Raw genomic sequence first — 23,576 nt, forward strand, 5'->3', positions numbered from 1 at the left:
GTTCAGGGCTCGCTCGCGCCGACGGGGGACATTCGCGCAGGGGAGTACCCGGTGGCCTGTGCACACGCCCCGGATAACCTCTCACCCCGCCCACCAGCCTTCGTCAAAACGCCCCTGGAGGAACGCCACGAAGCCCGACACCTTGCCCGGCACCAGCTTAGGCGAAGGAAACACGGCATGTATCTCCTGCTCGGGCAAGGCATGGTCGCCGAGCACCTCGCGCACCTTGCCGGTGGCCAGCGACTCGCTCGCCACATAGCGCGGCATCAGCGCGATGCCGAGCCCGTCTCTCGCGGCGGCCAGCACGGCCGACAGGTTGTTCGAGCGAAAGCGCCCCGACACCGGCACCGTGACCGGCTCGCCCCTGGGCGTGTGCATGCGCCAGAACTCGTCTCCCACCACGCTGCTGTAGATCAGCGCCACATGCCCACTCAGGTCCTGTGCACGCTTCGGCGTGCCATGCTTCTTCAGGTAGGCCGGTGACGCGACCATGACCCAGGGGTTGGCGCCGAGGTAGCGCGCACCCAGCGACGAGTCGGCCAGCTTGCCCATGCGGATGGCCACGTCGATGCCCTGCGCGATCAGGTCCACGTAGCGGTCCTCGAAGCTCAGGTCGAGCTGCACCTGCGGATGGCGGCGCATGTATTCGAGCGCCAGCGGCACCACCACCCGCCGCCCGAAGGCCACCGAAGTGCCCACCCGCAGAAGCCCCTGCGCCTGGTTCTGCCGCAGCTGCACGATGCTCTCGGCCTCCTCCGCCTCGCGCACGATGGTCTTGCACTTCTCGTAATACAGCGCACCGGGCTCGGTGAGGCTCACGCCACGCGTGTTGCGGTTGAGCAGCCGCACCTTCAGCCGCGCCTCGGTGGCCGCGACCTGCTTGGTCACGGTGGGCTGCGTCGTGTTGAACTCGCGCGCCGCCTTCGAGAAGCTGCCGGTCTCGACCACGCGCACGAACATTTCCATTGCCAGCAATCTGTCCATGGCCGGATGGTAGCCACTTATTCCATGGCGGAATAGGTTTTATGGCCCCCAGCCGTCTTCTTCGAATGCGTCCCGCTTCCTAAAGTGGGACCACCTCAAGGAGACATGCAAATGGCAAAGATGACAGCGGTCCAGGCCGCGGTTCTGGTGATGGAAAAGGAAGGCGTGACGCAGGCCTTCGGCGTGCCGGGCGCGGCAATCAACCCGCTGTACTCGGCGCTGCGCCAGCGCGGCAGCATCGCGCACATCCTGGCGCGCCACGTGGAGGGCGCCTCGCACATGGCCGAGGGCTACACCCGCGCGGTGGCCGGCAACATCGGCGTGTGCATCGGCACTTCGGGCCCGGCGGGCACCGACATGATCACGGGCCTGTACTCGGCGTGGGCCGACTCCATTCCCATTCTTTGCATCACCGGCCAGGCGCCGCGCGCGCGGCTCTACAAGGAGGACTTCCAGGCGGTGGACATCGAGTCGATCTCCAAGCCCGTCACCAAGTGGTCGGTCACGGTGCGCGAGCCCGGCCAGGTGCCGCAGGTCTTCCAGCAGGCCTTCCATCTGATGCGCTCGGGCCGCCCCGGGCCGGTGCTGATCGACTTGCCGTTCGACGTGCAGATGGCGCAGATCGAATTCGACATCGACGCCTACCAGCCGCTCACACCGTACAAGCCCGCCGCCACGCGCGCGCAGATCGAGAAGGCCATCGGCATGCTGAACGCGGCCGAGCGCCCGCTGATCGTGGCCGGCGGCGGCGTCATCAATGCCGATGCGGCCGACCTGCTGGTGCGCTTTGCCGAGGCCACCGGCGTGCCGGTGATTCCCACGCTGATGGCATGGGGCGCCATCGCCGACGACCATCCGCTGATGGCCGGCATGTGCGGCCTGCAGACCAGCCACCGCTACGGCAACGCGACCATGCTCGCCAGCGACTTCGTGCTGGGCATCGGCAACCGCTGGGCCAACCGGCACACCGGCTCGGTCGACGTCTACACCAGGGGCCGCACCTTCGTGCACGTGGACATCGAGCCCACGCAGATCGGCCGTGTGTTCACGCCCGACTTCGGCATCGTGTCGGACGCCAAGACGGCGCTCGAGCTGTTCGTGCAGGTGGCCGAGGAGATGAAGGCCGCGGGCAAGCTGCCGAGCCGCGTCACCTGGGCCGGCGAATGCCGCGAGCGCAAGAGGACGATGCTGCGCAAGACCAATTTCGACGACGTGCCGATGAAGCCGCAGCGCGTGTACCAGTGCATGAACAACCACCTGGACCGCGACACCTGCTACGTGAGCACCATCGGCCTGTCGCAGATCGCGGCCGCGCAGTTCCTGCACGTGTACAACCCGCGCCACTGGATCAACTGCGGCCAGGCCGGTCCGCTGGGCTGGACCATTCCCGCCGCGCTGGGCGTGCGCGCCGCCGACCCCACGCGCAAGATCGTCGCGCTCTCGGGCGACTACGACTTCCAGTTCATGATCGAAGAGCTGGCCGTGGGGGCGCAATTCAAGCTGCCCTACCTGCACATCGTGGTCAACAACTCCTACCTCGGGCTGATCCGCCAGGCGCAGCGCGGCTTCGAGATGGACTACTGCGTGCAGCTCGCGTTCGACAACATCAACGCATCAGCCGACAGCGGCATCGAGCGCGGCTACGGCGTGGACCACATGAAGGTGGTCGAGGGCCTGGGATGCAAGGCGATCCGCGTGCGCAAACAGGAAGAGATGGCACCCGCCATCGAGCGCGCCGAAGCGCTCATGGCGGAGTTCAGGGTGCCCGTGGTGATCGAGGTGATGCTGGAGCGCGTGACCAACATCGCGATGGGCACCGAGATCGACGCCATCAATGAATTCGAACCGCTGGCCGAGACCACGGCCGACGCACCCACGGCCCTTGCCGTGGCAATGCTGGATTGAGGAGACCTTGCACATGCCCAAATTCGCAGCCAATCTCACGATGCTCTTCACCGAGCTGCCCTTCATGCAACGCTTCGAAGCCGCCGCCAAGGCGGGCTTCAAGGGCGTGGAGTACCTGTTCCCCTATGCCTTCGAGAAGAAGGAGCTGGCCGCCGCCTTGCGCGCCAACGGCCTGCGGCAGGTGCTGCACAACCTGCCGGCCGGCGACTGGGACAAGGGCGAGCGCGGCATCGCCTGCCATCCGGAGCGCACCGGCGAGTTTGCCGAAGGCATCGCGATGGCCATCGACTATGCGAGCGCACTCGACTGCCCGCAGGTCAACTGCCTGATCGGCAAGGTGCCGCCGGGCGCGGACATCAACGCCGTCAACCGCACGGTGATCGACAACCTGCGCCTGGCCGCGCGCGAGTTGGAGGCCGCGGGCCTGCGCCTGCTGATCGAGCCGATCAACAGCTTCGACATTCCGGGCTTCTTCCTCACGCGTACCGACCAGGCGCTGGCGCTGATCGAGGCGGTCGGCTCGTCCAACCTGCGGGTGCAGTACGACATCTATCACGCGCAGCGCATGGAGGGCGAGCTCGGCAACACGCTCTCGAAGCACCTGACGCAGATCGGCCACATCCAGCTGGCCGACAACCCCGGGCGCGGCGAGCCGGGTACGGGCGAGATCAACTATCCGTGGCTGTTCGGGCACATCGATTCGCTCGGCTACGACGGCTGGATCGGCTGCGAATACAAGCCGCGCACCGACACCGTCAACGGCCTCGGCTGGCGCGACTCACTCACGCAACAGCAATAAGCACCGGACAGACAAGGAAACACAGACATGGCAACCCATCAAAAAATCGGATTCATCGGTCTCGGCATCATGGGCGCGCCCATGGCGGGCCACCTGCTCGACGCCGGCCACCAGCTGTTCGTGAACACGCACGGCAACACGCCGGAGCCCTTCGTGTCGAAGGCCACCATCTGCGCCTCGGGCGCCGAGGTGGCGCGGCAGGCCGACATCATCTTCATCATGGTTCCGGACACGCCCGACGTGGAGAAGGTGCTGTTCGGCGAACCCGGCAAGGAAGGCGTGGCCGCCGGCCTGAAGGACTCGCACGGCAAGATCGTGGTGGACTGCAGCTCCATCGACCCGATCGCGACGAAAGACTTCGCGCGCCGCATCACGGCGATGGGCGCCGGCTACATCGACGCGCCGGTCTCCGGCGGCGAAGTGGGCGCCAAGGCCGCGAGCCTCACCATCATGTGCGGCGGCGACGAAGGCACCTTCGGCCGCGTGAAGCCGCTGCTCGACAGCATGGGCAAGAACGTGACGCTGGTGGGCGGCGCGGGAGACGGCCAGGTCTGCAAGGTGGCCAACCAGATCATCGTGGCGCTGAACATCGCAGCGGTCAGCGAAGCGCTGGTGTTCGCCTCGAAGGCCGGCGCCGATCCCGCCAAGGTGCGGCAGGCGCTGATGGGCGGCTTTGCCAGCTCGCGCATTCTCGAAGTGCACGGCGAGCGGATGATCAAGCGCACCTTCGCGCCGGGGTTCCGCATCTCGCTGCACCAGAAGGACCTGAACCTGGCGATGCAGAGCGCGCGCACGCTGGGCGTGTCGCTGCCGCAGACGGCCAATGCGGCACAGCTCATGAACGCATGCGCGGCGCTGGGCTATGGCCAGCTGGACCACTCGGCGCTGGTCAAGGCGCTCGAGGCGCTTGCCCAGCACACTGTTTCGCCGGACTGAGGGGCTGCCGGGATCCCGAGGGGTCATTCGCGGAGCAAGGTACCCCGTCGTCGTGAGCGAGCCCCTAATACCCCCGCAGTGCCTGAAAAGAGATCAGGTCTTCACCGCGTCGAGAGACTCTTTCAGATTGCGCCGGCGCCACGCCCAGGTCTTCACGGCCTGCGGCAGGATGCCGAGGCATGACGCGTAGTACGTCACCTTGAAGCCCCAGAAGCGCGGCCCGATGGGCGTGTCGCGGAACAGGTCGCCCGCCAGGATGGACAGCAACGCCTCCTGCATGCGCCAGATGTTGCGCGGCGCCATGAACAGGCGGCGGATGGCCGGCGAGGTGATGCGGTAGATGAACCACGAGAACATCTTCGGCCCGCGCTTCATGACCTTCTCGTAGTGGCGGAAGGCGCGCTCGGCTTCCCTCGCCTCGCCCTTGAGCCAGTGGTCGGCCGCGGTGGCGGCCTCGAAGCCGCTGTTCATCGCCAGGTACACGCCCGACGAGAACATCGGATCGACGAAGGCATAGGCGTCGCCGACCATCATGAAGCGGTCGCCGCGGCAGAACTTCGAGTCGTAGGCGTAGTTGCCGGTGGAGGTGGCGCCTTCCATCAGCGTGGCGTTCTTCAGCCGCGCCGCCAGCTTGGGCGCCAGCGCGATGGTCTCCATCAGGAACTCCTCGAGCGAACCCTTGCGGCGCTTGAAGTAGGCCGGCGACGCCACCGCGCCCACGCTCACCGTGCCGTCCTTCAGCGGGATGTACCAGAACCAGCCATGGTCGAACCAGAACAGCGAGATGTTGCCCTCGAAGCGGCCGGGCCGGCGCTCGGCGTTGGCAAAGTGCCCGTAGAGCGCGGCGCTCGCATGCTTTCGGTTGCGCTGCTTGGCGTCGAACTGGTTCGACAGCAGTGTGTCGCGCCCGCTCGCATCGATCACGAAGCGCGGGCGCCAGCTGGTCTCGGCGCCGTCGTCGGCCTTGACCTTCACCAGCGGCCGGTTGTCGGGCGTGCCCTTGCCCGCGTCCATGTCCACGCCCATGACGCGCTGCCCCTCGAAGGTGCGCGCGCCCCGTTTGCCGGCATGGCGGAACAGCAGCTCGTCGAATTCCGAACGGCGCACGTGCACGGCGTAGGGAAAACTCTTGTCCATCGCCTGTCCGAAGTCGAAATGGCTGCTGTGGTCGTGCCAGGGCGAGACGAACTCGGCGCCGTGCTTGCGCAGGCCGATGGCCTCGACCTCGGTGCGCACCCCCAGGCGGTCGAACAGCGGCATGTTCATCGGCAGCAGCGACTCGCCGATGTGAAAGCGCGGGTGCTGGGCTTTCTCGATCAGCACCACGTCGTGGCCCTTGTCGGCCAGCAGGGCCGCCACGGTCGAACCCGAAGGGCCGCCGCCGATGACGACGACGTCAGGGTCGGTGCTTGTGAAAGGTCCGGGTGTCATACGCTCTTGTCCCTCGTTGTGGTTGTGCTGCTGGTTAACGCTAATTAACAGTTGCGCAGTTTAGCGAAGCGATCACCCCGCCTTATCCGCCAGAAGATATGGATCCAGGCGTTTTCGGCATTCCCCCTGTAAGAACAAGCCGCCCTTTTGCGGTAGCCTCGTTGCCCGTCAGAAACAAGGAGACTTTCATGGCTGCACCCCTTTCCCCTGCAGAAGAAGCACTTCGCGAGGCAGCGCGCGAGTACCACCGCTCACCCGTCAAGGGCAAGATCTCGATCACCCCGACCAAGCCCCTGCTGAACCAGCGCGACCTGTCGCTGGCGTATTCGCCGGGCGTGGCCTATCCCTGTCTCGACATCGCGGCCGACCCGTCGCTGGCGGCCGAATTCACCGCCCGTGGCAACCTGGTGGGTGTCATCACCAACGGCACGGCCGTGCTGGGCCTGGGCAACATCGGCCCGCTGGCGTCCAAGCCGGTGATGGAAGGCAAGGGCTGCCTGTTCAAGAAATTCGCCGGCATCGACGTGTTCGACATCGAGCTGGCCGAGAACGACCCCGACAAGCTGGTCGACATCATCGCGGCGCTGGAGCCCACGCTGGGCGGCATCAACCTGGAAGACATCAAGGCGCCCGAGTGCTTCTACATCGAGAAGAAGCTGCGCGAGCGCATGAACATCCCGGTGTTCCATGACGACCAGCACGGCACGGCCATCATCTCGGCCGCGGCCCTCCTCAACGGCCTGGAACTGGTCGGCAAGAAGATCGAGGAAGTGAAGATCGCGGTCTCCGGCGCCGGCGCCGCCGCCATCGCCTGCCTCGACGTGATGGTCGGCCTGGGCGCCAAGCCCGCCAACATCTACGCCTGCGACTCCAAGGGCCTGATCTACATGGGCCGCGCGGGCGGTTTCGACGAATCCAAGGCACGCTACGCCCAGAAAGACACCGGCGCCCGCACCCTTGCCGACGTGGTGAAGGACGCCGATGTGTTCCTGGGCTGCTCGGCCCCGGGCGTGATGACGGCAGAGATGGTCAAGACCATGGGCACGCAACCCATCATCCTGGCGCTGGCCAACCCCGAGCCTGAAATTCGCCCCGAACTGGCCAAGGCCGTGCGGCCGGACTGCATCATCGCCACCGGCCGTTCGGACTATCCGAACCAGGTCAACAACGTGCTGTGCTTCCCCTACATCTTCCGCGGCGCGCTCGATTGCGGCGCCAGCAAGATCACGGAAGAAATGAAGCTGGCCTGCGTGCGCGAGATCGCCGACCTCACCAAGGCCGACATCAGCGAAGAGGTGGCCACCGCCTACGCCGGCCAGGAGCTGGCCTTCGGCCCCGACTACATCATTCCCAAGCCCTTCGACTCGCGCCTGATCCTGCGCATCGCACCGGCGGTGGCGAAGGCGGCGGCGGCTTCGGGCGTGGCCTCGCGACCGATCGAGGACATGGAGGCCTACCGCCAGCACCTGACGCGCTTCGTCTACCAGACCGGCATGTTCATGCGCCCGGTGTTCAGCGCCGCCAAGATCGCCGCCGCCAAGCGCGTGGCGTACGCCGAGGGCGAGGACGAGCGCGTGCTGCGCGCCGCCCAGCTGGCCGTCGACGAAGGCCTGGCACAGCCGATCCTGGTCGGCCGGCCCGCCGTGATCGAGGCGCGCATCAAGAAGGCCGGCCTGCACATCCGCGTGGGCACGGACGTGGAAGTCGTCGACCCCGAGGACGATCCGCGCTTTCGCATCTACTGGGAGAGCTTCCACAAGCTCATGGGCCGCCGCGGCGTCACGCCCGAGGCCGCCAAGACCATGGTGCGCCGCTCCAACACCATCATCGCCGCGCTGATGCTGCACCTGGGCGACGCCGACGCCATGATCTGCGGCCTCGTCGGGCGCTTCGACGTGCATCTGGAGCACATCCGCAACCTGATCGGCCTGAAGCGCGGCGCGCCCGGCTTCGCGACGCTGAACGCGCTCACGCTGGAAAAGCGCACCGTCTTCATCACCGACACCAACGTGAACGAAGACCCGAGCGCCGAGCTGCTGGCCAGCATCGCCATGATGGCCGCCGAGGAAGTGCGCCGCTTCGGCCTGCCGCCGAAGGTGGCCTTCCTCTCGCACTCGAACTACGGCACCTCCAGCCGCGGCTCGGCACGCAAGATGCGCCTGGCGCGCGACCTGTTCGCGCAGATGGCGCCCGACATCGAGTGCGACGGCGAGATGCACGGCGACTCGGCGCTGTCGGAAGAAATCCGCCGCACCGCCCTGCCCGAGACCACGCTCACCGGCGAAGCCAACCTGCTGGTGTGCCCGAACCTGGACTCGGCGCACATCCTCTACAACGTGCTGAAGATGACGGGCGCCAACGGCATCACGGTGGGCCCGATCCTGCTGGGCGCGGCGGGTTCGGCGCATGTGCTGACGCCCACGTCGACCGTGCGGCGCATCGTCAACATGACGGCGCTGGCCGTGGCGAACGCAACGACCGCGCTGAAGTAAGACGGTTTTCCCACCCTTGAAAACGCCCCGCTGCGGCACTCGCAGCGGGGCGTTTTTCTTGGCCCCGACCGGGCGTGGGCGACCCATGTTGGCTCGCATTCGGTGCAAGCGCCCCCTGAAATCGAAGGGATTTCCCGTCGAAGGTGCAGATTCCAGGGGCTACGCACCACTCTGATCCACGGGGAGGGTTCGCACCAATCACGTGCGGGCACCGTTTTTGCTTGAATGCCGGCAACACCTTGCATTCACCTTTCACGGAACGATCCCGCATGAACAAGCGCCACCTGCTCCAGTCCTTCCTCGCCGCCTCGGCGCTCAGCTTCGGCCTCGTCCCGGCCTTCGCGCAGACCTCGACGCCGATCAAGTTCCAGCTCGACTGGCGCTTCGAGGGGCCGGCCGCGTTGTTCCTGCATCCCGCCGCCAAGGGCTACTTCAAGGCCGCCGGCCTCGACGTGACCATCGACGCAGGCAACGGCTCGGGCGGCACCGTCACGCGCGTGGCCTCGGGCGCCTACGACATGGGCTTCGCCGACCTCGCGGCGCTGATGGAGTTCCACGCCAACAACCCCGACAGCCCCAACAAGCCGGTCGCGGTGATGATGGTCTACAACAACACGCCGGCCTCGGTCATGGCGCTCAAGAAGAGCGGCATCACCAAGCCGGGCGACCTCACCGGCAAGAAGCTGGGCGCGCCGGTGTTCGACGCGGGCCGCCGCGCGTTCCCCATCTTCGCCAAGGCCAACAACATCGGCGCCGTCAACTGGACCGCGATGGACCCGACGCTGCGCGAGACCATGCTGATGCGCGGCGACATCGACGCCATCACCGGCTTCACCTTCACCTCGCTGCTCAACCTCGAGGCGCGCGGCGCCAAGGCGGCCGACGTGGTGATCCTGCCCTACCCCGACTACGGCGTGAAGCTGTACGGCAACGTCATCATCGCCTCGCCCAAGCTCATCAAGGAGAACCCGGCGGCGGTGAAGAAATTCCTCTCGGCCTTTGCCAAGGGCGCGAAGGAAGTCATCGCCAACCCGGCCGTGGCCATCGAGTCGGTGAAGGCGCGCGACGGCATCATCGACAGCAAGCTCGAAACCCGCCGGCTGCAGCTGGCGATCGACACCGTCATCAACAGCGCCGATGCGCGCGCCGAGGGCTTCGGCGCGGTGAACTCGGGCCGCATGTCGCTCATGGCCTCGCAGGTGTCCGACGCCTTCGCCACCAAGACGCGCGTGAACCCCGACGCCGTGTGGACCTCGGCCATGCTGCCGCCGGCGGCCGAACTCAACGTCCTGACGAAGAAGTGATGGCGGACGCATCGCTCGCAACAGACACGGCCGCCCCCTTCGTCGACTTCCAGGACGTCTGGCTCGCCTACAACGAGGAGCTGCTTCGCGCCAACCACTTCGCGGTCGAGGCCATCGACCTGAAGGTCAGGCGCGGCGAGTTCATCGCCATCGTCGGCCCCTCGGGCTGCGGCAAGTCGACCTTCATGAAGCTCACCACCGGGCTGAAGATGCCGTCGATGGGCAAGATCCGCATCGACGGCCAGCCCGTGACCGGGCCGCTCAAGATCTCTGGCATGGCCTTCCAGGCGCCGTCGCTGCTGCCGTGGCGCACCACCGTCGACAACGTGCTGCTGCCGCTGGAGATCGTCGAGCCCTACCGCTCCAACTTCAAGTCGAAACGCAAGGAATACGAGGAGCGTGCCCGCCGGCTGCTGCAGAAGGTGGGCCTCGGCGGCTATGAGGACAAGTTCCCGTGGCAGCTCTCGGGCGGCATGCAGCAGCGCGCGAGCATCTGCCGCGCGCTCATCCACGAGCCCAAGATGCTGTTGCTCGACGAGCCCTTCGGCGCGCTCGACGCCTTCACGCGCGAAGAGCTGTGGTGCATCCTGCGCGACCTGTGGACCGAGCAGCAGTTCAACGTGATCCTGGTCACGCACGACCTGCGCGAATCGGTGTTCCTGGCCGACACGGTGTACGTGATGAGCAAGAGCCCGGGGCGCTTCGTGGTCAAGCGAGAGATCGAGCTGCCGCGCCCGCGCGAGCTGGAGCTCACCTACACCAAGGAGTTCACCGACATCGTGCTGGAACTGCGCGGGCACATCGGCGCCATCCGCAACACCGGCATCAGCGCGGCGCAGACCGCCGCCGCCGTGTCCCACTGAGCCGCGCATCACCATGAAGAACACCAAGCAAATCGAACGCTGGTCGCCGTGGCTGCTGCTCGTGGCGGTGCTCCTGCTGTGGCAGGTCATCTGCGCGGGCTTCGAGGTCTCCGACTTCATCTTCCCGAGCCCCCTGCGCATCTGGAACCAGTTCTGGGAGTTCAAGGAAATCATCGCGGGCCACGCGTGGCGCACCTTCTGGGTCACGATGGCGGGTTTCGGCCTGGCGATCGTGGTGGGCGTGCTGATGGGCTTCGTCATCGGCAGCTCGCGCGTCGCGTATGCGGCGATCTACCCGCTCATGACGGCCTTCAACGCACTGCCCAAGGCGGCCTTCGTGCCGATCCTGGTGGTGTGGTTCGGCATCGGCGTGGGCCCGGCGATCCTCACGGCCTTCCTGATCAGCTTCTTCCCGATCATGGTCAACATCGCGACCGGCCTCGCGACGCTGGAGCCCGAACTCGAAGACGTGCTGCGCGTGCTCGGCGCCAAGCGCTGGGACGTGCTCATGAAAATCGGCCTGCCGCGCTCCATGCCCTACTTCTTCGGCTCGCTGAAGGTCGCGATCACGCTGGCCTTCGTCGGCACCACGGTGAGCGAGATGACGGCGGCCAACGAAGGCATCGGCTACCTGCTGATCTCCGCCGGCTCCGCCATGCAGATGGGCCTGGCCTTCGCGGGCCTGATGGTGGTGGGTGCGATGGCGATGCTGATGTACGAACTCTTCAGCGTGATCGAGAAGCACACCACGGGGTGGGCGCACCGCGGCTCGCAGAATCAGTAGGCTGCAGCCCGCGAAGCTGGCAGGTCGGTTGCCGGCCCCGGCCCCCACTCACCCCAGCAACAGCGAAGCCTCGTCCCGCCAGTAGTTCACCGCCGCGAGCCAGCCCTCCCACACGCAGCCGTTGCAGCCCCGCCCGCAGCAGGTGGTGGGCTCGGGCGGCGGTGGGCGCAGGGCGACGCCCTGCGCGTCGAGCAGCGCCTGCACGCGCACGATCAGCGCTTGCGCTTCGGCGAGGTTGGTGGGTTCCGGCAGCCGGTCGATGGGGTTCATGGGATCAAGGTCCTTAGGCCGCCAGGTTCAGTTCCAGCCGCATCCTCGCCCCGCCCGATTCGCTCGAGCCGATCGTGAGCTGGCCGCCGTGCAGCCGCGCGACCTCGGCCACCAGGTGCAGGCCGAGCCCTGCACCGCGCCCGCGCGGCACGAGCCGGTGGAACGGCGCCACCACGCGCTCGCGGTCGGCCTCCGGAATGCCCGGCCCGGAGTCGAGCACCTCGAAGCCTGACGGCTCCCACAGCCGCACCTGGATGTCGCAGCCCTGCCCGCCGTGCTCGATGGCGTTCTGGATCAGGTTGGTGAGCGCGCGTTCGAGCGAGGGCGCGTCGCCGCGCACCAGCAGCGCCCGGGGCGCGTCGACCGACAGCGTGCAGCGGTTCATGATCGCCAGCGGCGCGATGTCGGCCGCCACGCGCTCGCACAGCGGCTTCAGGTCGACCTGCGCGTCGTGCGAGGCGATGCGGTCCAGCCGCTGCAAATCGAGCAGTTGCTCGGCCAGCGTGGCCAGCCGCGCGGAGGCCTGCTTGAGCTTCACCTTGAGCGGATCGTGGGGCAGCCGCTCCAGGTGGATCTGCAGGGTGGTGATGGGGGTGCGCAGCTCGTGCGCGGCATCGGCCAGGAAGCGCTCCTGCCGGTCGTAGCCTTCGTTGAGCCGGTCGAAGGCCCGGTTCACGGCGTTGACCAGCGGGCGGATCTCGCTTGCCACGTTGGCCAGCGGCAGCCGCGTGGTGCGCTCGTGCACGTCGATGCTCTCCGCATGCTCGGCGGTGGCCACCACGCCCTTGAGCCCGCGCTTGACCACGAAGGGCGTGGCCAGGATCACGCCAAGGCAGGTCACCAGCGCCATCGGCGCCACCAGAAAGAGAAACACCAGGCCCGTGCCCTTGAGCGTGGTCTTGACGGTGAGCGGCGCGCCGGTCTGGGCCACGACGTTGACGGGGCCCGTCGCGTCGGTTTCCACGCGTTCGAAGCGGGCCTTGGGCTGCGTGTTGTCCTTCGACGGGTCGATGGTCAGGCGCTCCATGCCGTCGAGCGTGGTCGCCAGGCCGGCGTACTTCGCGGGTACATCGCCGTGGCGCACTTCGGAGCCCGCGGCGTCGCGCGCGATGAACCAGAACGAAGAGTCGGCCTCGTCCAGGCGCCGGATTTCGGGGGTCGGCGCAACGGCGAGCCGGCCTTCGGCGTCGCGCGTCAGCGCGCGCTGAATCACCGCGATGGTCTCCTGCCCGGTCTCGTCGACGATGCGGCCGGCCACCCACGCCAGGCCGATGAAGCCGCCCAGCACCAGCGAACCCACCACCACCTGCAGCAGGATCAGGCTCCAGATCAGCCGCCAGCGCAGCGAGAGCAGGCTCAGGCTCATCCGTTGTTCGGCGGCGTGGCCGCGCAGATCAGGTAGCCCACGCCGCGTATCGCATGGATCTCGACCTGCGCGCCGGCCTTGTCGAGCTTGGAGCGCAGCCGCGACACGTGGGTGTCGAGCGCATTCGACTGGATCTCGTCCTTGTCGCCGTAGACGCGGTCCTGCATGGTCTCGCGCAGCACGGTGCGGCCGCGGTGCTCGAGCAGCGTCTCGAGCACCAGCAGTTCGCGGCGCGGCAGCGTGAGGTTCAGGTCACCGACGTGGGCCTGCCGCATGTGGTGGTCGAAGCTCAGCTGCCCCAGCGTCATGGTGAAGTTGGCGCGCACCGCGGGGCGCCTGGCCAGCGCGCGCACGCGGGCCATCAGCTCGTCCATCGAAAAGGGCTTGGCCAGGTAGTCGTCGGCGCCGCCGTCGAGGCTCAGCACCCGCTCGGCGACATCGGTCATGGCCGTGAGCACCAGCACGGCGGTGGGAATCTCGTTGTGCCGCAGGAAGCGCACCAGCGACAGTCCGTCGCCGTCGGGCAGGCCCCGGTCGAGCACGATCACGTCGTGCGGCGCGCTCAGCACCGCTTCCTCGGCCTCGCGCAGCGAGCCCGCCACGTCGACCACCGCCTGGTTCTGCCGCAGGGCCGAGGCCAGGGCTTGCGCCAGGTCGACTTCGTCTTCGACGAGCAGGATTCTCATGAGGGATGCGGCAGGGGCTGGATGCGGGAAAAGAGGCGGGCCATTCTAGGAGAGGGCTTTTGACGCGACGCAATGTTCACGCAATGCAGCGGCATAAGCTGAGGCGCTCCATGACCTCCCGCCCGGCGACTTCCTCCCCTCTGCCTTCGCGGCCCTGGTACCTGGCGTTGGGCCATCGCATCGCCACGCTCTGGCTGGTGAAGATGATCGGCACCACCGTCGGCATCTCGGGCTTCTTCGTCGTGTACTTCTGGGTGATGCACAACCCGCCTTCGGCGCCGACGGTGATGCCGCTCACGCGGCTCGACCACTGGGTGGGCGTGAGCGGCGATGCGATGGTGCTCTACGGCTCGCTGTGGTTCTACATCTCGCTGGCGCCAGCCTTCGCGAAGGACAAGGCGCAGCTCCAAGCCTGCGCGCGCGACGCCGCCATCATGGCGGCCATCGGCCTCATGGTGTTCTGGTTCTTTCCCACGACAGTACCGGTGTTCCCGGTCGACTGGTCGCAGTATCCGGCGCTGCAGTTCCTGAAGGCCACCGACGTGGGCGGCAATGCGTTCCCGTCGCTGCATGTCGCGTTCGCGGTGTTCACCGCGGTGCTGCTGCGGCGTCAGCTGCGCAGCGTGCAGGCACCGGCGTGGGTGCAGGCGCTGAACATGCTGTGGGCGCTCGGCATCGTCTACTCGACGCTGGCGACGCGGCAGCATGTGCTGCTCGACGTGCTGGGCGGCACGCTGCTTGCCGCCGTCGTGTGCCGGGCAGGCAGCCCGCGCGGCGAGCTGGTGCCGGCCGGGACCTGAAGGCTTACCAGAAGATCCAGAGGGCCAGGCCGCCGAAGATGGCCCACTTCACGAGGTAGTACACCCGCTTGTCCCATGCCTTCAGGCGCTTGCCGACCACGCGGATCTGGTAGATGTACTTGAATGCGCGGTTGATGCCGCCGGTCTTGTCGCCCGCGTCGTTGGGCGAACTGGCCGCGGCAAGCAGGTTCTTGGCGAACCAGCGGTTCACCGCACTGGCCCAGCGGTACTTCAACGGGCGCTCGATGTCGCAGAACAGGATCACGCGATCGTGGTCGGTCGTGTTCTCGGCGTAGTGGATGAAGGTCTCGTCGAACACCACCGCCTCGCCGTCGCGCCAGTGGTAGCGCTGGCCGTCCACGTCGATGTAGCAGCCCTCGACGCCCGGCGTCCACAGGCCCAGGTGGTAGCGCAGCGAGCCCGCGAACGGATCGCGGTGGCGCACCAGGCGGCTGCCCGGGGGCAGCTCCGCGAACATCGCGGCCTTGATGGTGCCGATGCCCTTGAGCAGCTCGGTCGTGCGCGGGCACAACACGGCGGCCGAGGGATGCGCCTCGTCGTACCACTTGAGGTAGAAGCGCTTCCAGCCGCTCTTGAAGAACGAGTTGAAGCCCACGTCGTTGAACTGGCTCGAGGCCTTGATGCTGCCGCCGTTGCGCATGGCCAGGGCTTCCTCGCGGATGACTTCCCAGTTCTCCTCGAGGATGCGCATCTCGGGGAACTGCGCGGGCGACAGGTACGGCGTACCGGGTACCTTCGAGAAAAGGTACATGAAGACGTTCAGCGGGGCGAGGAAGGTCGAGTGATCAGAGAGCTGTCTGAAGAAACGATGCCGTACCTGGCCGCGGAAATGAACGTAGAGCGCGCTGAGCGCGAAGATGGCAAGAATGACCCACTTCATTGGAAAGTGTCCTGTAAACGGCGCCGGGTAGTGTAAATCGTCGCCCCGAAAAGGACCTGACTCGGGCCGATTGCCCTTTGGGCCGCCCCGGGGGCGGTGTCAGCTGCAGAGCATGGGCTGCGGCGCCTCGGCCATCGCCAGCGGCAGCCGCACCGTCGCCAGCAGGCCGCCTTCGGCGGTTTCGCCGAGCGTCACCTCGCCGCCGTGCCGGTCGACCACCGACTTCACGATGGCCAGGCCCAGCCCGCTGCCGCTCTGGGTCTGGTCGGGGTTGCGGAAGAAGCGGTCGAACACCCGCTCGCGCAGCGCCGCCGGAATGCCCGGTCCCTGGTCGGACACCGTCAGCAGCGCATGCGGGCCCTCGTGCGCCACGTGGACCATCACCGTGCCGCCCGCGGGGCTGTACTTGATGGCGTTGTTGACGAGGTTGTCGATCATCGAGACCAGGCTCTCACGTTCGCCCAGCACCGGCACGTTGTCTTCGCACACCAGCTCCAGCTCGATGCCCCGGGCGCTGGCCAGGCCCTCAATCATGGCGAGGCGGTCCTGCACCAGCGCGTCGAGCGACAGCATCACCGGCAGCGCGTTGTCCGGGACCGCATCGCTGCGCATGAGCTGCAGCAGCTGCCCCACCAGCCGGGCCGCGCGGTCGTTGCTGCGCAACAGGTTGCCCATGAGCTCGCGCTGGCCCTCGTCGGTGCTCTGCTCCTTCAGGGCCTCGACGTTCACGCGCATGGCGGCCAGAGGCGTTCGCAGTTCGTGCGCCGCATCGGCGATCAGGCTGCGCTCGCGCGAGGTGCTGTCGCGCACCCGCTGCAGCAGGCTGTTGATGCTCTGCACCAGCGGCTGCAGCTCCTTGTGCGGCGGCGTGTACGACAGCGGCGTGAGGTCGGCGGGACCCCGCTCGGCGGTTTCCTTGCTCACCTGGCGCCAGGGCCTCAGCGCAAGCCGCACCGACAGCCACGCCGGGAACACCAGGAACGGCAGGCTGATAACCAGCGGCAGCAGGTAGTAGCCCCGGTACATCACGGTCACGGTCAGGCGCCACACGCTGGGTTCGGCCAGCATGACGCGGGTGTCCGTGGTGGGCGACACCAGCGTGCGCGCGCGCCATTCGCGGTTGCCGGCCTTCACTGTCTCGATGCGGTTCGGCACCGAGTTGAGGATCACGGGCACCGCCGCGGTCGACCTGTAGATCAGCCTGTCGCCCTGCCACACCTGCATGACCGGGGCGGAATCGGACGCGGCGTCGCCGTCGCCCACCGTCTCGAGCAGCGCCGCGTCGAAGGCTGCCAGCGTTTCCTGCTGCTTGTCGGGATGGTCGGCCGTGTTCTGCGAGATCGCCAGCACGGTCTGGAAGATCTTGTCGTATTTCAGCAGCTCCGGGTCTTCGTACGAGTCGTACAGCAGCAGCGCGACGGCCATGGTCCATAGCAAGGCCACCACGCCCATCTGCGCCAGCAGCAGGCGCCGCATGAGGGAAGGTTGTTTCCAGTTCTTCCAGCGCTGCGCCAGCGCCTGCATCATTTCGTCGTGCTCCGCACCAGCGATTGCACGTCGATCACGTAGCCGATGCCGCGCACCGTGCGGATGTAGCCCTGGCCGATCTTGCGGCGCAGGTTGGAGATATGCACCTCGAGCGAGTTGCTGCCGTTGGCCTGTCCGCCGGGCAGCACCTGCTCTTCCATCACGCGGCGCGTGACCACGCGGCCGGTGCGCTTGAGCAGCAGCGCCAGCAGGTCGAACTCGCAGCGCGACAGCTCGACCGGCTCGCCGTCGACGAGCACGCCCCGCGTGGGTTCGTGCAGCGCCAGTCCGCGCATGCGGATGGTCTCGTCGTTGAAGCCGTAGCTGCGGCGCGCGAGCGCACGCACCCGCGACAGCAGCTCGGCCAGCGCAAAAGGCTTGACCAGGTAGTCGTCGGCACCGTCGTCCAGGCTGCGCAGCCGGTCGTTGAGCGCGTCGCGCGCGCTCAGCACCAGCACCGGCAATATCTGGCGGTCGCGGCGCAGGCGGAACAGCAGGTCGAGCCCGTCGCCGTCCGGCAGGCCGAGGTCGAGCAACACCATGTCGAATGTGCCGCCGTCGAGGGTGCGCAGGGCGTCGTCGAGTCTGCGGACCCACACCACATCCATGCCCTGATTGGCCAGCGCGATGCGCACGCCGTTGCCCAGATCAAGGTCGTCCTCAACAAGCAAAAGATTCATGGGCCTCCATGCGAACGAACCCCGCCCGGTGGCGGGAACGAGGCCGCAGTATCAGACAAGCGGCTGCGGGGTACTTCAGGAAATCTTCATGAACGCCCAAGCGGGCCTTCAGGTACGAAAACCACACTCGAGCGACCCCTTGCAAACGGAACATCGACGTGAATTCATCACCTGTCCCACCGAACCGCTTCCAACCCCAGCGCCGCGGCCTTCTGCGCGCCCTGGCCCTCACCGGCGCCGCCGGGCTCGCGGCCTGCGGCGGAGGCGGCGGCGCGCGCGCGGGGAGCGCCGCGGCAACAGGTACGGGCTCGGCGAGCGGCACCGGTCCGGTCCGCGTCATCGACCGCCGCGTGAAGGTCTCGACCGCGCCGCAGGTTTCGCTGCAGGTGCGCGACTGGCAGCGCGCCGGCACCACCGGTCCAACCATCGTGCTGCTGGCCGGGCTGGGCGGCAATGCGCGCTGCTTCGACAGCCTCGCGCCCGCGCTTGCCGCCCGCTCGCGCGTGGTGGCGATCAGCCGGCGCGGCTATGGCCTGTCCGACAAGCCTCTGCCGGTGAAGAGCGCCACCCAGCACTACGAGGTGGAGACCCTCGGCAGCGACCTGAAAGCCGTGCTCGACGACCTGGGCCTGCTGCGCGTGGTGCTTGGCGGCCATTCGATCGCCGGCAACGAGCTCACCCACTTCGCCGGCCGCCACCCCGAGCGCCTGCGCGGGCTCATCTACCTCGACACCACCTTCGACTACACGAAGGACGGTGAACGCGGCGGCGAAGAACTGCCGATGAACAGCAGGCTCGACGAGCCCCGGGCGACGGCCGCGGACCACCGCTCGTTGCAGGCCGCCATCGCCTTCAACCGGCGCAAGACCAAAAACTGGTGGCCAGCCCTGGAGGCCAACCTGCGCGACGCCGTCGAGGTGGGCACCGACGGCAGCGTGCGCATGAACACGCCCGACGACGTGGAGACCGCCATGGACACCGCCGCGCACAACTTCTCGCCCGACTACAAGGCCGTGCGCGTGCCGTCGCTGGTGGTCACGGCCCTGCCAGCCGACAACCGCGACCTGTTCCCGTGGCTCGAACAGCCGTTGGACGCCAGGACTGAAAAGGACGCAGCAGACATGCTGCGCATCTTCCGGCGCGCACGCATCGCGGACTCCAACCGCCTGGTGGAAGCGCTCGACACGCCCAATCGCCTGACCCTAGACAACAGCAACCACACCGACTTCTTCATGGAGCGCGAAGCCGAAGTGCTGCGCGCGATCCAGTTCATGACATGGGCGTGAGCCCGACGGTGCAATCCTCCAGACCCACAATGAAATCAAGGAAACCCGGCATCGCCGGCATCGCCGCCGCGTTCGACGTCATCGGCGGCAAATGGAAGGCCGTGATCCTGCGCGAACTCGACGCGCAGACCTTCCGATTCGGCGAACTCAAGCGGCAGCTGCCCGGCATCAGCGAGAAGATGCTGATCCAGCAGCTGCGCGAGCTCGAAGCCGACGGCATCGTCCACCGCGAGGTGTTCCATGAAGTGCCGCCGCGCGTGGAATACTCCGCGACCAAGCTGGGCGCATCGCTCAACGAGGCACTCGGCCCGCTGGCGGATTGGGGCGACCGCAACGCCAAGCGCGTGCAGGGCGCGCGCGCCAAGGCGCAGGCGGCCAGGCAGCCGTAGCCTCGTGAACCGGAATCCCGAATGTCGTTGCTGAAAATCTCGTCGGCGGTGCTGCTCGCCACCTCTATGTCATGGGGCCTGGCGCAAGCGCAGCCGGCGTGTGCGCCGTCGCCCGTCTACGCCGGGCCGCCGATGCGTTCGGCGCCCGATGCGGTCTGGCAGAAAGACTTCAGGCGCTCCATCGACGGGGAGCTTCCCGCCGGGCTGCAGGCCTCGCTCGGCAATGCGCTCGACAAGATGCTGCAGCACGTGCCCGCCGCCAGCGTGGCGGTCGCGATTCCGGGCGAAGGCACCTGGTCGGCCACGCGCGGGCTGGCGCGCAAGGAGCCGCCGCAACCCGTGGCACCCGAGCAGCCCTTCCAGGTGGCGAGCACCGCCAAGACGCTCACGGCCGCGGTCGTGCTGCAGCTGGTGGAAGAGCGCAAGCTCGCGCTCGGCGACACCATCGACAGGTGGTTTCCCGATGCGCCCAACGCAGGGCTCATCACCATCGAGCAGCTGCTGCGCCACACCAGCGGCATCGTGAGCTTCAACGCGCTGCCCACGTTCGGCACGGCCTATCGGACGCCGGCGGAGATCATCGCGCTCGGCACCGCGCAGAAGCCGCAGTTCTGCCCCGGGACCAACTGGAGCTACACCAACACCGGCTACGCGATGCTCGGCGTGATCGTCGAGAAGGTCGAAGGCGCGCCGCTGGCGGACGCGCTCGCGAAGCGGCTCATCCGGCCGCTGTCGCTCACGCACACGGTCATGCGCAGGCCGGGTGTCGAGCTGCCCGTGGCCACCGGGCACGCGGCCGGCCGGCCGGTCGATGCACCCGACCAGTACGCCACGCCCTATGCGGCCGGCGCGCTGGCCTCCACGGGCGGCGACCTGGTGCGCTTCTGGCACGCGCTGCTGGCCGGCCGGGTCTTGCCAGAGGCCTCGGTGCACCGCATGTTCACCGCGATGCCCGCCATGCTCGGGCCCTACGCAGGGAGCAATTCGTTCTACGGCATGGGCGTGCAGCTCTACGACGTGCCCGACGGCCCCGGCCTGATGCTGGGCCACAGCGGAGGCATCGAGGGCTTCACCAGCGTCGTGGCCTATGTGCCGGCCGACGACGTGTACATCGCCGTGTCCTTCAACGAGAAAAGCGTGCCGGCCGAGGCCGGCCTCTGGGCGCTGCTGCGCGCCTTGCGGGCGTACCGCGTGCTGAACTGAGCGCGAACGGATGCCGCGCTGGCTCAGTCGGCCCAGCCGGTCTCGATCTCGGTCTTCACGTCGGTCATGAGCTTGTGCACCGGGCACTTGCCCGCCACGCGCAGCAGTTCGTCGCGCTGCGCCTCGCTCAGGTCGCCGCTCACGCGCAGGCCGGACTTCAGGCGGTAGACGCCCTTGCGCTCCTCGCTGTCGTCGCGGTCGACCACCACCTCGATGTCTTCCACCGGAATGCCCTTGCGGCGCGCATAGATCAGCACGGTGAGCGCCTTGCAGGCCGCGAGCGACGCGTCGTACAGGTCGTGCGGCTCGGGGCCGGCGTCGCTGCCGCCGCCGGCCGGCGAGGCATCGACCGGGATCTCGTGGTTGCGGATCTTCAGGATGTGGCGCGTGCCGGTGGTGCCGTCGCGGCGGATCGAGATGGTCATGCGGATGTCCTTGGTGGGAGGTTGCTGTTCAGGATGCAAGCGGCTTCACGTACAGGATGGTCGTGAAGCCGCTGTGCCATTCGAGATCGGGGTAGCGGTCGGCTTCGCGGTAGCCGAGCGCGAGGTAGAAGCCCTGGCTCTGCGTGTTGAAGGTGTCGGTCTCCAGCCGCGCGAGCGTCACGCCGCTGGCGCGCATGCCGTCTTCCGCGAAGGCCATCAACGCGCGTGCGATACCGCGGCGCTGCTGCACGGCCGGCACGTGCAGCGCATGCACGAAGTCATGCTCCCAATGGACCATGCCGACCACCTCGCCTTCGATCTCGGCAACGAAGAAGGCCGGACCCATCTCGTCGATGTAGCCCACGGGCTCGCCACTCTCGCGGTAGGTGCGCAACGCCTCCGGGCTGAGTTGCGGCAGCCAGGTGCTCGCGAAGGTGTCGTCGAGGATGGCCTTGACGGCGTCGAAGTCGTCCAGCCGCCAGGGGCGGATGGTGATGCCGGGAATGTCGCGGTCCGTGCTCATCGTTGTGTCCAGCGGTCTGTTCAGCGGTCCACGGCCAGCGTCAGGGTTTCCTTGATTTCCTCCATCACCACGTAGCTGTGCGACTCGGCCGCCACCGGCAGCTTCTTGAGGATGTCGCCCAGCAGGTGGCGGTATTCGCTCATGCCGCTGAGCCGCGCCTTCACCAGGTAGTCGAAGCTGCCCGACACCAGGTGGCATTCGAGCACCTCGGGCATGTGCAGCAGCTCCTGCTTGACCTTGTCGAACACGTCGCCTGACTTGGCCGACAGCTTGATCTCGACGAACACCAGCAGCGTCTTGCCCAGTGCCTCGGGGGACACCCGCGCGTGATAGCCGGTGATGACGCCGTCGCGCTCCATGCGCTTCACCCGCTCCGCGCAGGGCGACGCCGACAGGCCGATGTGCTCGGCCAGTTCGGTCATGGAAATGCGGCCCTGGCGCTGCAAGGCATCGAGGATCCGGCGGTCGATTCGGTCGAGTTCGGGCATTTCACTTCGCAGGCGGCCTTGGGCGATTTCCAGCAGCGGATTTCACTGCCGAATCTCAAAAAACAATGGAATCCACTGGATTGTGCATCTTAAATTCCTTTCATTCCATTCGAATCGGCGGATACACCATGAAAGTCATTGTTCTCGGCGGCGGCGTGATCGGTACCACCACGGCCTACTACCTCGCGCGCTCCGGCGCGGAGGTCACCCTGCTCGACCGGCAGGACGGTCCAGCCGAGGAAACCAGCTTCGGCAACGCCGGCCAGGTGTCGCCCGGCTACTCCACGCCGTGGGCAGCGCCGGGCATTCCGCTGAAGGCCATCAAGTGGATGTTCAAAAAGCATGCGCCGCTGTCGATCCGCCCCGACGGCACGATGTTCCAGCTGCGCTGGATGGCCGCCATGCTGCGCAACTGCTCGCCCGAGGCGTACGCCGTGAACAAGGAGCGCATGATGCGCGTGGCCGAATACAGCCGCGGCTGCCTGCAGCAGCTGCGTGCCGACACCGGCCTGCAGTACGAGCAGCGCACCGGCGGCACCCTGCAGCTGTTCCGCACGCAGGCCCAGCTCGACGCGGTGCAGCGCGACATCGCGGTGCTCAAAGAGTGCGGCGTGCCGTACGAACTGCTCGACCGCGATTCGCTGGCGAGCGTGGAGCCCGCGCTGGCCGGCGCACGCGACCGCCTCACCGGCGGCCTGCGCCTGCCCAACGACGAAACCGGCGACTGCCACCTCTTCACCCGCGGCCTCGCGGAAATCGCGCGCGGACTGGGCGTGGACTTCCGCTTCGGCCAGACCATCGCCGGCCTGGAAACCGACGGCAGCCGCATCACCGGCGTGCGCACCACCACCGGCAAGATCCTCACCGCCGACCGCTACGTGATGGCCTTCGGGAGCTATTCGCGCGCGGCCATCGCCTCGCTGGGCCTGGACATCCCGATCTACCCGGTCAAGGGCTATTCGCTGACCGTGCCGCTGCTGGACGAATCGCTGGCCCCGCAATCGACGGTGCTCGACGAGACCTACAAGGTGGCCGTCACCCGCTTCGACAACCGCATCCGCGTGGGCGGCATGGCCGAGCTGGGCGGCTTCGACCTGCGCCTGAACCCGGCGCGCCGCGCCACGCTCGAAAAGGTGGTGACCGACCTGTTCCCCGGCGGCGACGTGCCGCGCGCCACGTTCTGGACCGGCCTGCGCCCGATGACGCCCGACAGCACGCCCATCGTCGGCGGCACGCGCTACGCCAACCTGTTCCTCAACACTGGCCACGGCACGCTGGGCTGGACCATGGCCTGCGGCTCGGGCAAGCTCATCTCCGACATGGTGATGGGCCAGCGCCCCGAGATCCGTACCGACGGCCTCGCGATGGACCGCTACGAACAGGGCGCGCCGCGCGCAACGCGCCCCAGCACCGCTGCCGCACCCGCCTGACGCACCTGACGAAGGCTTGGGCCACGCCGTCACGGCACATTGGCCTACAGGATCGCCGCGACGTCGCGGTTGCACGGTTGGTTTCCGCCGCTACCCTCGAGGGG

General features: G+C 67.5%; 23 protein-coding genes. 12 read left to right on the top strand and 11 right to left on the bottom strand.

Features of this window, described 5'->3' with window-relative positions:
* Positions 1–81 precede the first annotated feature (81 nt).
* Complete coding sequence (locus WIX39_RS30150; RefSeq protein ID WP_081269329.1) at positions 82–984, bottom strand: LysR family transcriptional regulator; 903 nt, start codon at positions 982–984, stop codon at positions 82–84.
* Between the two features lie 111 nt (positions 985–1,095).
* Here WIX39_RS30150 and gcl point away from each other — a divergent pair, with 111 nt between their 5' ends.
* The 3 genes from gcl to WIX39_RS30165 are packed head-to-tail and all read left to right on the top strand — an operon-like array spanning position 1,096 to position 4,624.
* Positions 1,096–2,889 carry a glyoxylate carboligase gene (gene gcl, locus WIX39_RS30155; protein WP_081269328.1) on the top strand — a complete coding sequence of 598 codons (1,794 nt, stop codon included), beginning with the start codon at positions 1,096–1,098 and terminating at the stop codon, positions 2,887–2,889.
* A gap of 13 nt (positions 2,890–2,902) precedes the next feature.
* Positions 2,903–3,688, top strand: a complete 786-nt coding sequence (gene hyi / locus WIX39_RS30160) for a hydroxypyruvate isomerase (RefSeq protein WP_409196774.1) — start codon at positions 2,903–2,905, stop codon at positions 3,686–3,688.
* A 27-nt stretch (positions 3,689–3,715) separates the two neighbouring features.
* Complete coding sequence (locus WIX39_RS30165; protein WP_409196775.1) at positions 3,716–4,624, top strand: 2-hydroxy-3-oxopropionate reductase; 909 nt, start codon at positions 3,716–3,718, stop codon at positions 4,622–4,624.
* A 93-nt stretch (positions 4,625–4,717) separates the two neighbouring features.
* Here WIX39_RS30165 and WIX39_RS30170 read toward each other — a convergent pair whose 3' ends face one another.
* On the bottom strand, positions 4,718–6,055 hold the full coding sequence (locus tag WIX39_RS30170) for an NAD(P)/FAD-dependent oxidoreductase (protein ID WP_106938096.1): 1,338 nt from the start codon (positions 6,053–6,055) through the stop codon (positions 4,718–4,720).
* 188 nt (positions 6,056–6,243) lie between these two features.
* Between WIX39_RS30170 and WIX39_RS30175 the strand changes: the two genes are divergently transcribed.
* The 4 genes from WIX39_RS30175 to WIX39_RS30190 all read left to right on the top strand — a co-directional run bounded on the left by WIX39_RS30175 (position 6,244) and on the right by WIX39_RS30190 (position 11,498).
* Positions 6,244–8,547, top strand: coding sequence for an NADP-dependent malic enzyme (locus tag WIX39_RS30175; protein ID WP_106938095.1), 2,304 nt, complete (start codon positions 6,244–6,246; stop codon positions 8,545–8,547).
* 269 nt (positions 8,548–8,816) lie between these two features.
* Positions 8,817–9,851 carry an ABC transporter substrate-binding protein gene (locus WIX39_RS30180; RefSeq protein WP_409196776.1) on the top strand — a complete coding sequence of 345 codons (1,035 nt, stop codon included), beginning with the start codon at positions 8,817–8,819 and terminating at the stop codon, positions 9,849–9,851.
* Positions 9,851–10,714 (top strand): ABC transporter ATP-binding protein, encoded by an 864-nt coding sequence (locus WIX39_RS30185; RefSeq protein WP_409196777.1) that lies wholly within the window; start codon positions 9,851–9,853, stop codon positions 10,712–10,714. The genes WIX39_RS30180 and WIX39_RS30185 overlap by 1 nt, the downstream gene beginning before the upstream one ends.
* Before the next feature lie 13 nt (positions 10,715–10,727).
* A complete protein-coding gene (locus WIX39_RS30190; protein WP_409196778.1) occupies positions 10,728–11,498 on the top strand; it encodes an ABC transporter permease in 771 nt (256 codons plus the stop codon).
* A 48-nt stretch (positions 11,499–11,546) separates the two neighbouring features.
* Here WIX39_RS30190 and WIX39_RS30195 read toward each other — a convergent pair whose 3' ends face one another.
* The 3 genes from WIX39_RS30195 to WIX39_RS30205 are packed head-to-tail and all read right to left on the bottom strand — an operon-like array spanning position 11,547 to position 13,820.
* On the bottom strand, positions 11,547–11,768 hold the full coding sequence (locus tag WIX39_RS30195) for an oxidoreductase-like domain-containing protein (RefSeq protein ID WP_409196779.1): 222 nt from the start codon (positions 11,766–11,768) through the stop codon (positions 11,547–11,549).
* Positions 11,769–11,781: 13 nt separating this feature from the next.
* Positions 11,782–13,134: a sensor histidine kinase gene (locus tag WIX39_RS30200; RefSeq protein WP_409196780.1), complete on the bottom strand. Its 1,353-nt coding sequence runs from the start codon at positions 13,132–13,134 to the stop codon at positions 11,782–11,784.
* Positions 13,131–13,820: a response regulator transcription factor gene (locus WIX39_RS30205; RefSeq protein WP_409196781.1), complete on the bottom strand. Its 690-nt coding sequence runs from the start codon at positions 13,818–13,820 to the stop codon at positions 13,131–13,133. The genes WIX39_RS30200 and WIX39_RS30205 overlap by 4 nt, the downstream gene beginning before the upstream one ends.
* A 110-nt stretch (positions 13,821–13,930) precedes the next feature.
* Here WIX39_RS30205 and WIX39_RS30210 point away from each other — a divergent pair, with 110 nt between their 5' ends.
* A complete protein-coding gene (locus tag WIX39_RS30210) occupies positions 13,931–14,620 on the top strand; it encodes a phosphatase PAP2 family protein (RefSeq protein ID WP_409196782.1) in 690 nt (229 codons plus the stop codon).
* 4 nt (positions 14,621–14,624) lie between these two features.
* On the opposite strand, the gene lpxO is transcribed toward WIX39_RS30210, so the two are convergent.
* The 3 genes from lpxO to WIX39_RS30225 all read right to left on the bottom strand — a co-directional run bounded on the left by lpxO (position 14,625) and on the right by WIX39_RS30225 (position 17,728).
* Entirely contained in the window at positions 14,625–15,521 is an 897-nt protein-coding gene (gene lpxO, locus WIX39_RS30215) for a lipid A hydroxylase LpxO (RefSeq protein WP_081269317.1), read from the bottom strand.
* Positions 15,522–15,620: 99 nt separating this feature from the next.
* Positions 15,621–17,048 (bottom strand): sensor histidine kinase, encoded by a 1,428-nt coding sequence (locus tag WIX39_RS30220; protein ID WP_081269316.1) that lies wholly within the window; start codon positions 17,046–17,048, stop codon positions 15,621–15,623.
* Positions 17,045–17,728 (bottom strand): response regulator, encoded by a 684-nt coding sequence (locus WIX39_RS30225; protein WP_081269315.1) that lies wholly within the window; start codon positions 17,726–17,728, stop codon positions 17,045–17,047. The genes WIX39_RS30220 and WIX39_RS30225 overlap by 4 nt, the downstream gene beginning before the upstream one ends.
* 158 nt (positions 17,729–17,886) lie before the next feature.
* Here WIX39_RS30225 and WIX39_RS30230 point away from each other — a divergent pair, with 158 nt between their 5' ends.
* From WIX39_RS30230 to WIX39_RS30240, 3 genes are read left to right on the top strand one after another with little or no spacing between them, the layout of a single operon-like run.
* Positions 17,887–19,014 carry an alpha/beta hydrolase gene (locus WIX39_RS30230; protein ID WP_409196783.1) on the top strand — a complete coding sequence of 376 codons (1,128 nt, stop codon included), beginning with the start codon at positions 17,887–17,889 and terminating at the stop codon, positions 19,012–19,014.
* A gap of 29 nt (positions 19,015–19,043) precedes the next feature.
* Positions 19,044–19,403, top strand: a complete 360-nt coding sequence (locus WIX39_RS30235; protein WP_409196784.1) for a winged helix-turn-helix transcriptional regulator — start codon at positions 19,044–19,046, stop codon at positions 19,401–19,403.
* 21 nt (positions 19,404–19,424) lie between these two features.
* Positions 19,425–20,606, top strand: a complete 1,182-nt coding sequence (locus tag WIX39_RS30240) for a serine hydrolase domain-containing protein (protein ID WP_409196785.1) — start codon at positions 19,425–19,427, stop codon at positions 20,604–20,606.
* Positions 20,607–20,629: 23 nt separating this feature from the next.
* Here WIX39_RS30240 and WIX39_RS30245 read toward each other — a convergent pair whose 3' ends face one another.
* From WIX39_RS30245 to WIX39_RS30255, 3 genes are read right to left on the bottom strand one after another with little or no spacing between them, the layout of a single operon-like run.
* The gene (locus WIX39_RS30245) at positions 20,630–21,031 is read right to left on the bottom strand and encodes an OsmC family protein (protein WP_409196786.1); all 402 of its coding nucleotides are present in this window, start codon (positions 21,029–21,031) and stop codon (positions 20,630–20,632) included.
* A gap of 28 nt (positions 21,032–21,059) precedes the next feature.
* Positions 21,060–21,554, bottom strand: a complete 495-nt coding sequence (locus tag WIX39_RS30250; protein WP_409196787.1) for a GNAT family N-acetyltransferase — start codon at positions 21,552–21,554, stop codon at positions 21,060–21,062.
* A gap of 20 nt (positions 21,555–21,574) precedes the next feature.
* On the bottom strand, positions 21,575–22,042 hold the full coding sequence (locus WIX39_RS30255) for a winged helix-turn-helix transcriptional regulator (RefSeq protein WP_081269309.1): 468 nt from the start codon (positions 22,040–22,042) through the stop codon (positions 21,575–21,577).
* 128 nt (positions 22,043–22,170) lie between these two features.
* Between WIX39_RS30255 and WIX39_RS30260 the strand changes: the two genes are divergently transcribed.
* Positions 22,171–23,472, top strand: coding sequence for a D-amino acid dehydrogenase (locus WIX39_RS30260; protein ID WP_409196788.1), 1,302 nt, complete (start codon positions 22,171–22,173; stop codon positions 23,470–23,472).
* Positions 23,473–23,576 lie beyond the last annotated feature (104 nt).

The organism is Variovorax sp. AB1(2024), from assembly GCF_037482385.2.
In the GTDB taxonomy this organism is placed as follows: Bacteria; Pseudomonadota; Gammaproteobacteria; order Burkholderiales; family Burkholderiaceae_C; genus Variovorax.

Excerpts from the sequence above, each read along its gene's own strand:
- WIX39_RS30245 (WP_409196786.1), bottom strand. The coding sequence starts at position 21,031 with ATGACCATCTCGATCCGCCGCGACGGCACCACCGGCACGCGCCACATC.
- WIX39_RS30250 (WP_409196787.1), bottom strand. The coding sequence starts at position 21,554 with ATGAGCACGGACCGCGACATTCCCGGCATCACCATCCGCCCCTGGCGG.
- WIX39_RS30205 (WP_409196781.1), bottom strand. The coding sequence starts at position 13,820 with ATGAGAATCCTGCTCGTCGAAGACGAAGTCGACCTGGCGCAAGCCCTG.
- hyi (WP_409196774.1), top strand. The coding sequence starts at position 2,903 with ATGCCCAAATTCGCAGCCAATCTCACGATGCTCTTCACCGAGCTGCCC.
- gcl (WP_081269328.1), top strand. The coding sequence starts at position 1,096 with ATGGCAAAGATGACAGCGGTCCAGGCCGCGGTTCTGGTGATGGAAAAG.
- WIX39_RS30235 (WP_409196784.1), top strand. The coding sequence starts at position 19,044 with ATGAAATCAAGGAAACCCGGCATCGCCGGCATCGCCGCCGCGTTCGAC.
- WIX39_RS30255 (WP_081269309.1), bottom strand. The coding sequence starts at position 22,042 with ATGCCCGAACTCGACCGAATCGACCGCCGGATCCTCGATGCCTTGCAG.
- WIX39_RS30190 (WP_409196778.1), top strand. The coding sequence starts at position 10,728 with ATGAAGAACACCAAGCAAATCGAACGCTGGTCGCCGTGGCTGCTGCTC.
- WIX39_RS30200 (WP_409196780.1), bottom strand. The coding sequence starts at position 13,134 with ATGAGCCTGAGCCTGCTCTCGCTGCGCTGGCGGCTGATCTGGAGCCTG.
- WIX39_RS30150 (WP_081269329.1), bottom strand. The coding sequence starts at position 984 with ATGGACAGATTGCTGGCAATGGAAATGTTCGTGCGCGTGGTCGAGACC.
- lpxO (WP_081269317.1), bottom strand. The coding sequence starts at position 15,521 with ATGAAGTGGGTCATTCTTGCCATCTTCGCGCTCAGCGCGCTCTACGTT.
- WIX39_RS30260 (WP_409196788.1), top strand. The coding sequence starts at position 22,171 with ATGAAAGTCATTGTTCTCGGCGGCGGCGTGATCGGTACCACCACGGCC.
- WIX39_RS30165 (WP_409196775.1), top strand. The coding sequence starts at position 3,716 with ATGGCAACCCATCAAAAAATCGGATTCATCGGTCTCGGCATCATGGGC.
- WIX39_RS30180 (WP_409196776.1), top strand. The coding sequence starts at position 8,817 with ATGAACAAGCGCCACCTGCTCCAGTCCTTCCTCGCCGCCTCGGCGCTC.
- WIX39_RS30210 (WP_409196782.1), top strand. The coding sequence starts at position 13,931 with ATGACCTCCCGCCCGGCGACTTCCTCCCCTCTGCCTTCGCGGCCCTGG.
- WIX39_RS30225 (WP_081269315.1), bottom strand. The coding sequence starts at position 17,728 with ATGAATCTTTTGCTTGTTGAGGACGACCTTGATCTGGGCAACGGCGTG.
- WIX39_RS30220 (WP_081269316.1), bottom strand. The coding sequence starts at position 17,048 with ATGATGCAGGCGCTGGCGCAGCGCTGGAAGAACTGGAAACAACCTTCC.
- WIX39_RS30240 (WP_409196785.1), top strand. The coding sequence starts at position 19,425 with ATGTCGTTGCTGAAAATCTCGTCGGCGGTGCTGCTCGCCACCTCTATG.
- WIX39_RS30175 (WP_106938095.1), top strand. The coding sequence starts at position 6,244 with ATGGCTGCACCCCTTTCCCCTGCAGAAGAAGCACTTCGCGAGGCAGCG.
- WIX39_RS30170 (WP_106938096.1), bottom strand. The coding sequence starts at position 6,055 with ATGACACCCGGACCTTTCACAAGCACCGACCCTGACGTCGTCGTCATC.
- WIX39_RS30195 (WP_409196779.1), bottom strand. The coding sequence starts at position 11,768 with ATGAACCCCATCGACCGGCTGCCGGAACCCACCAACCTCGCCGAAGCG.
- WIX39_RS30185 (WP_409196777.1), top strand. The coding sequence starts at position 9,851 with ATGGCGGACGCATCGCTCGCAACAGACACGGCCGCCCCCTTCGTCGAC.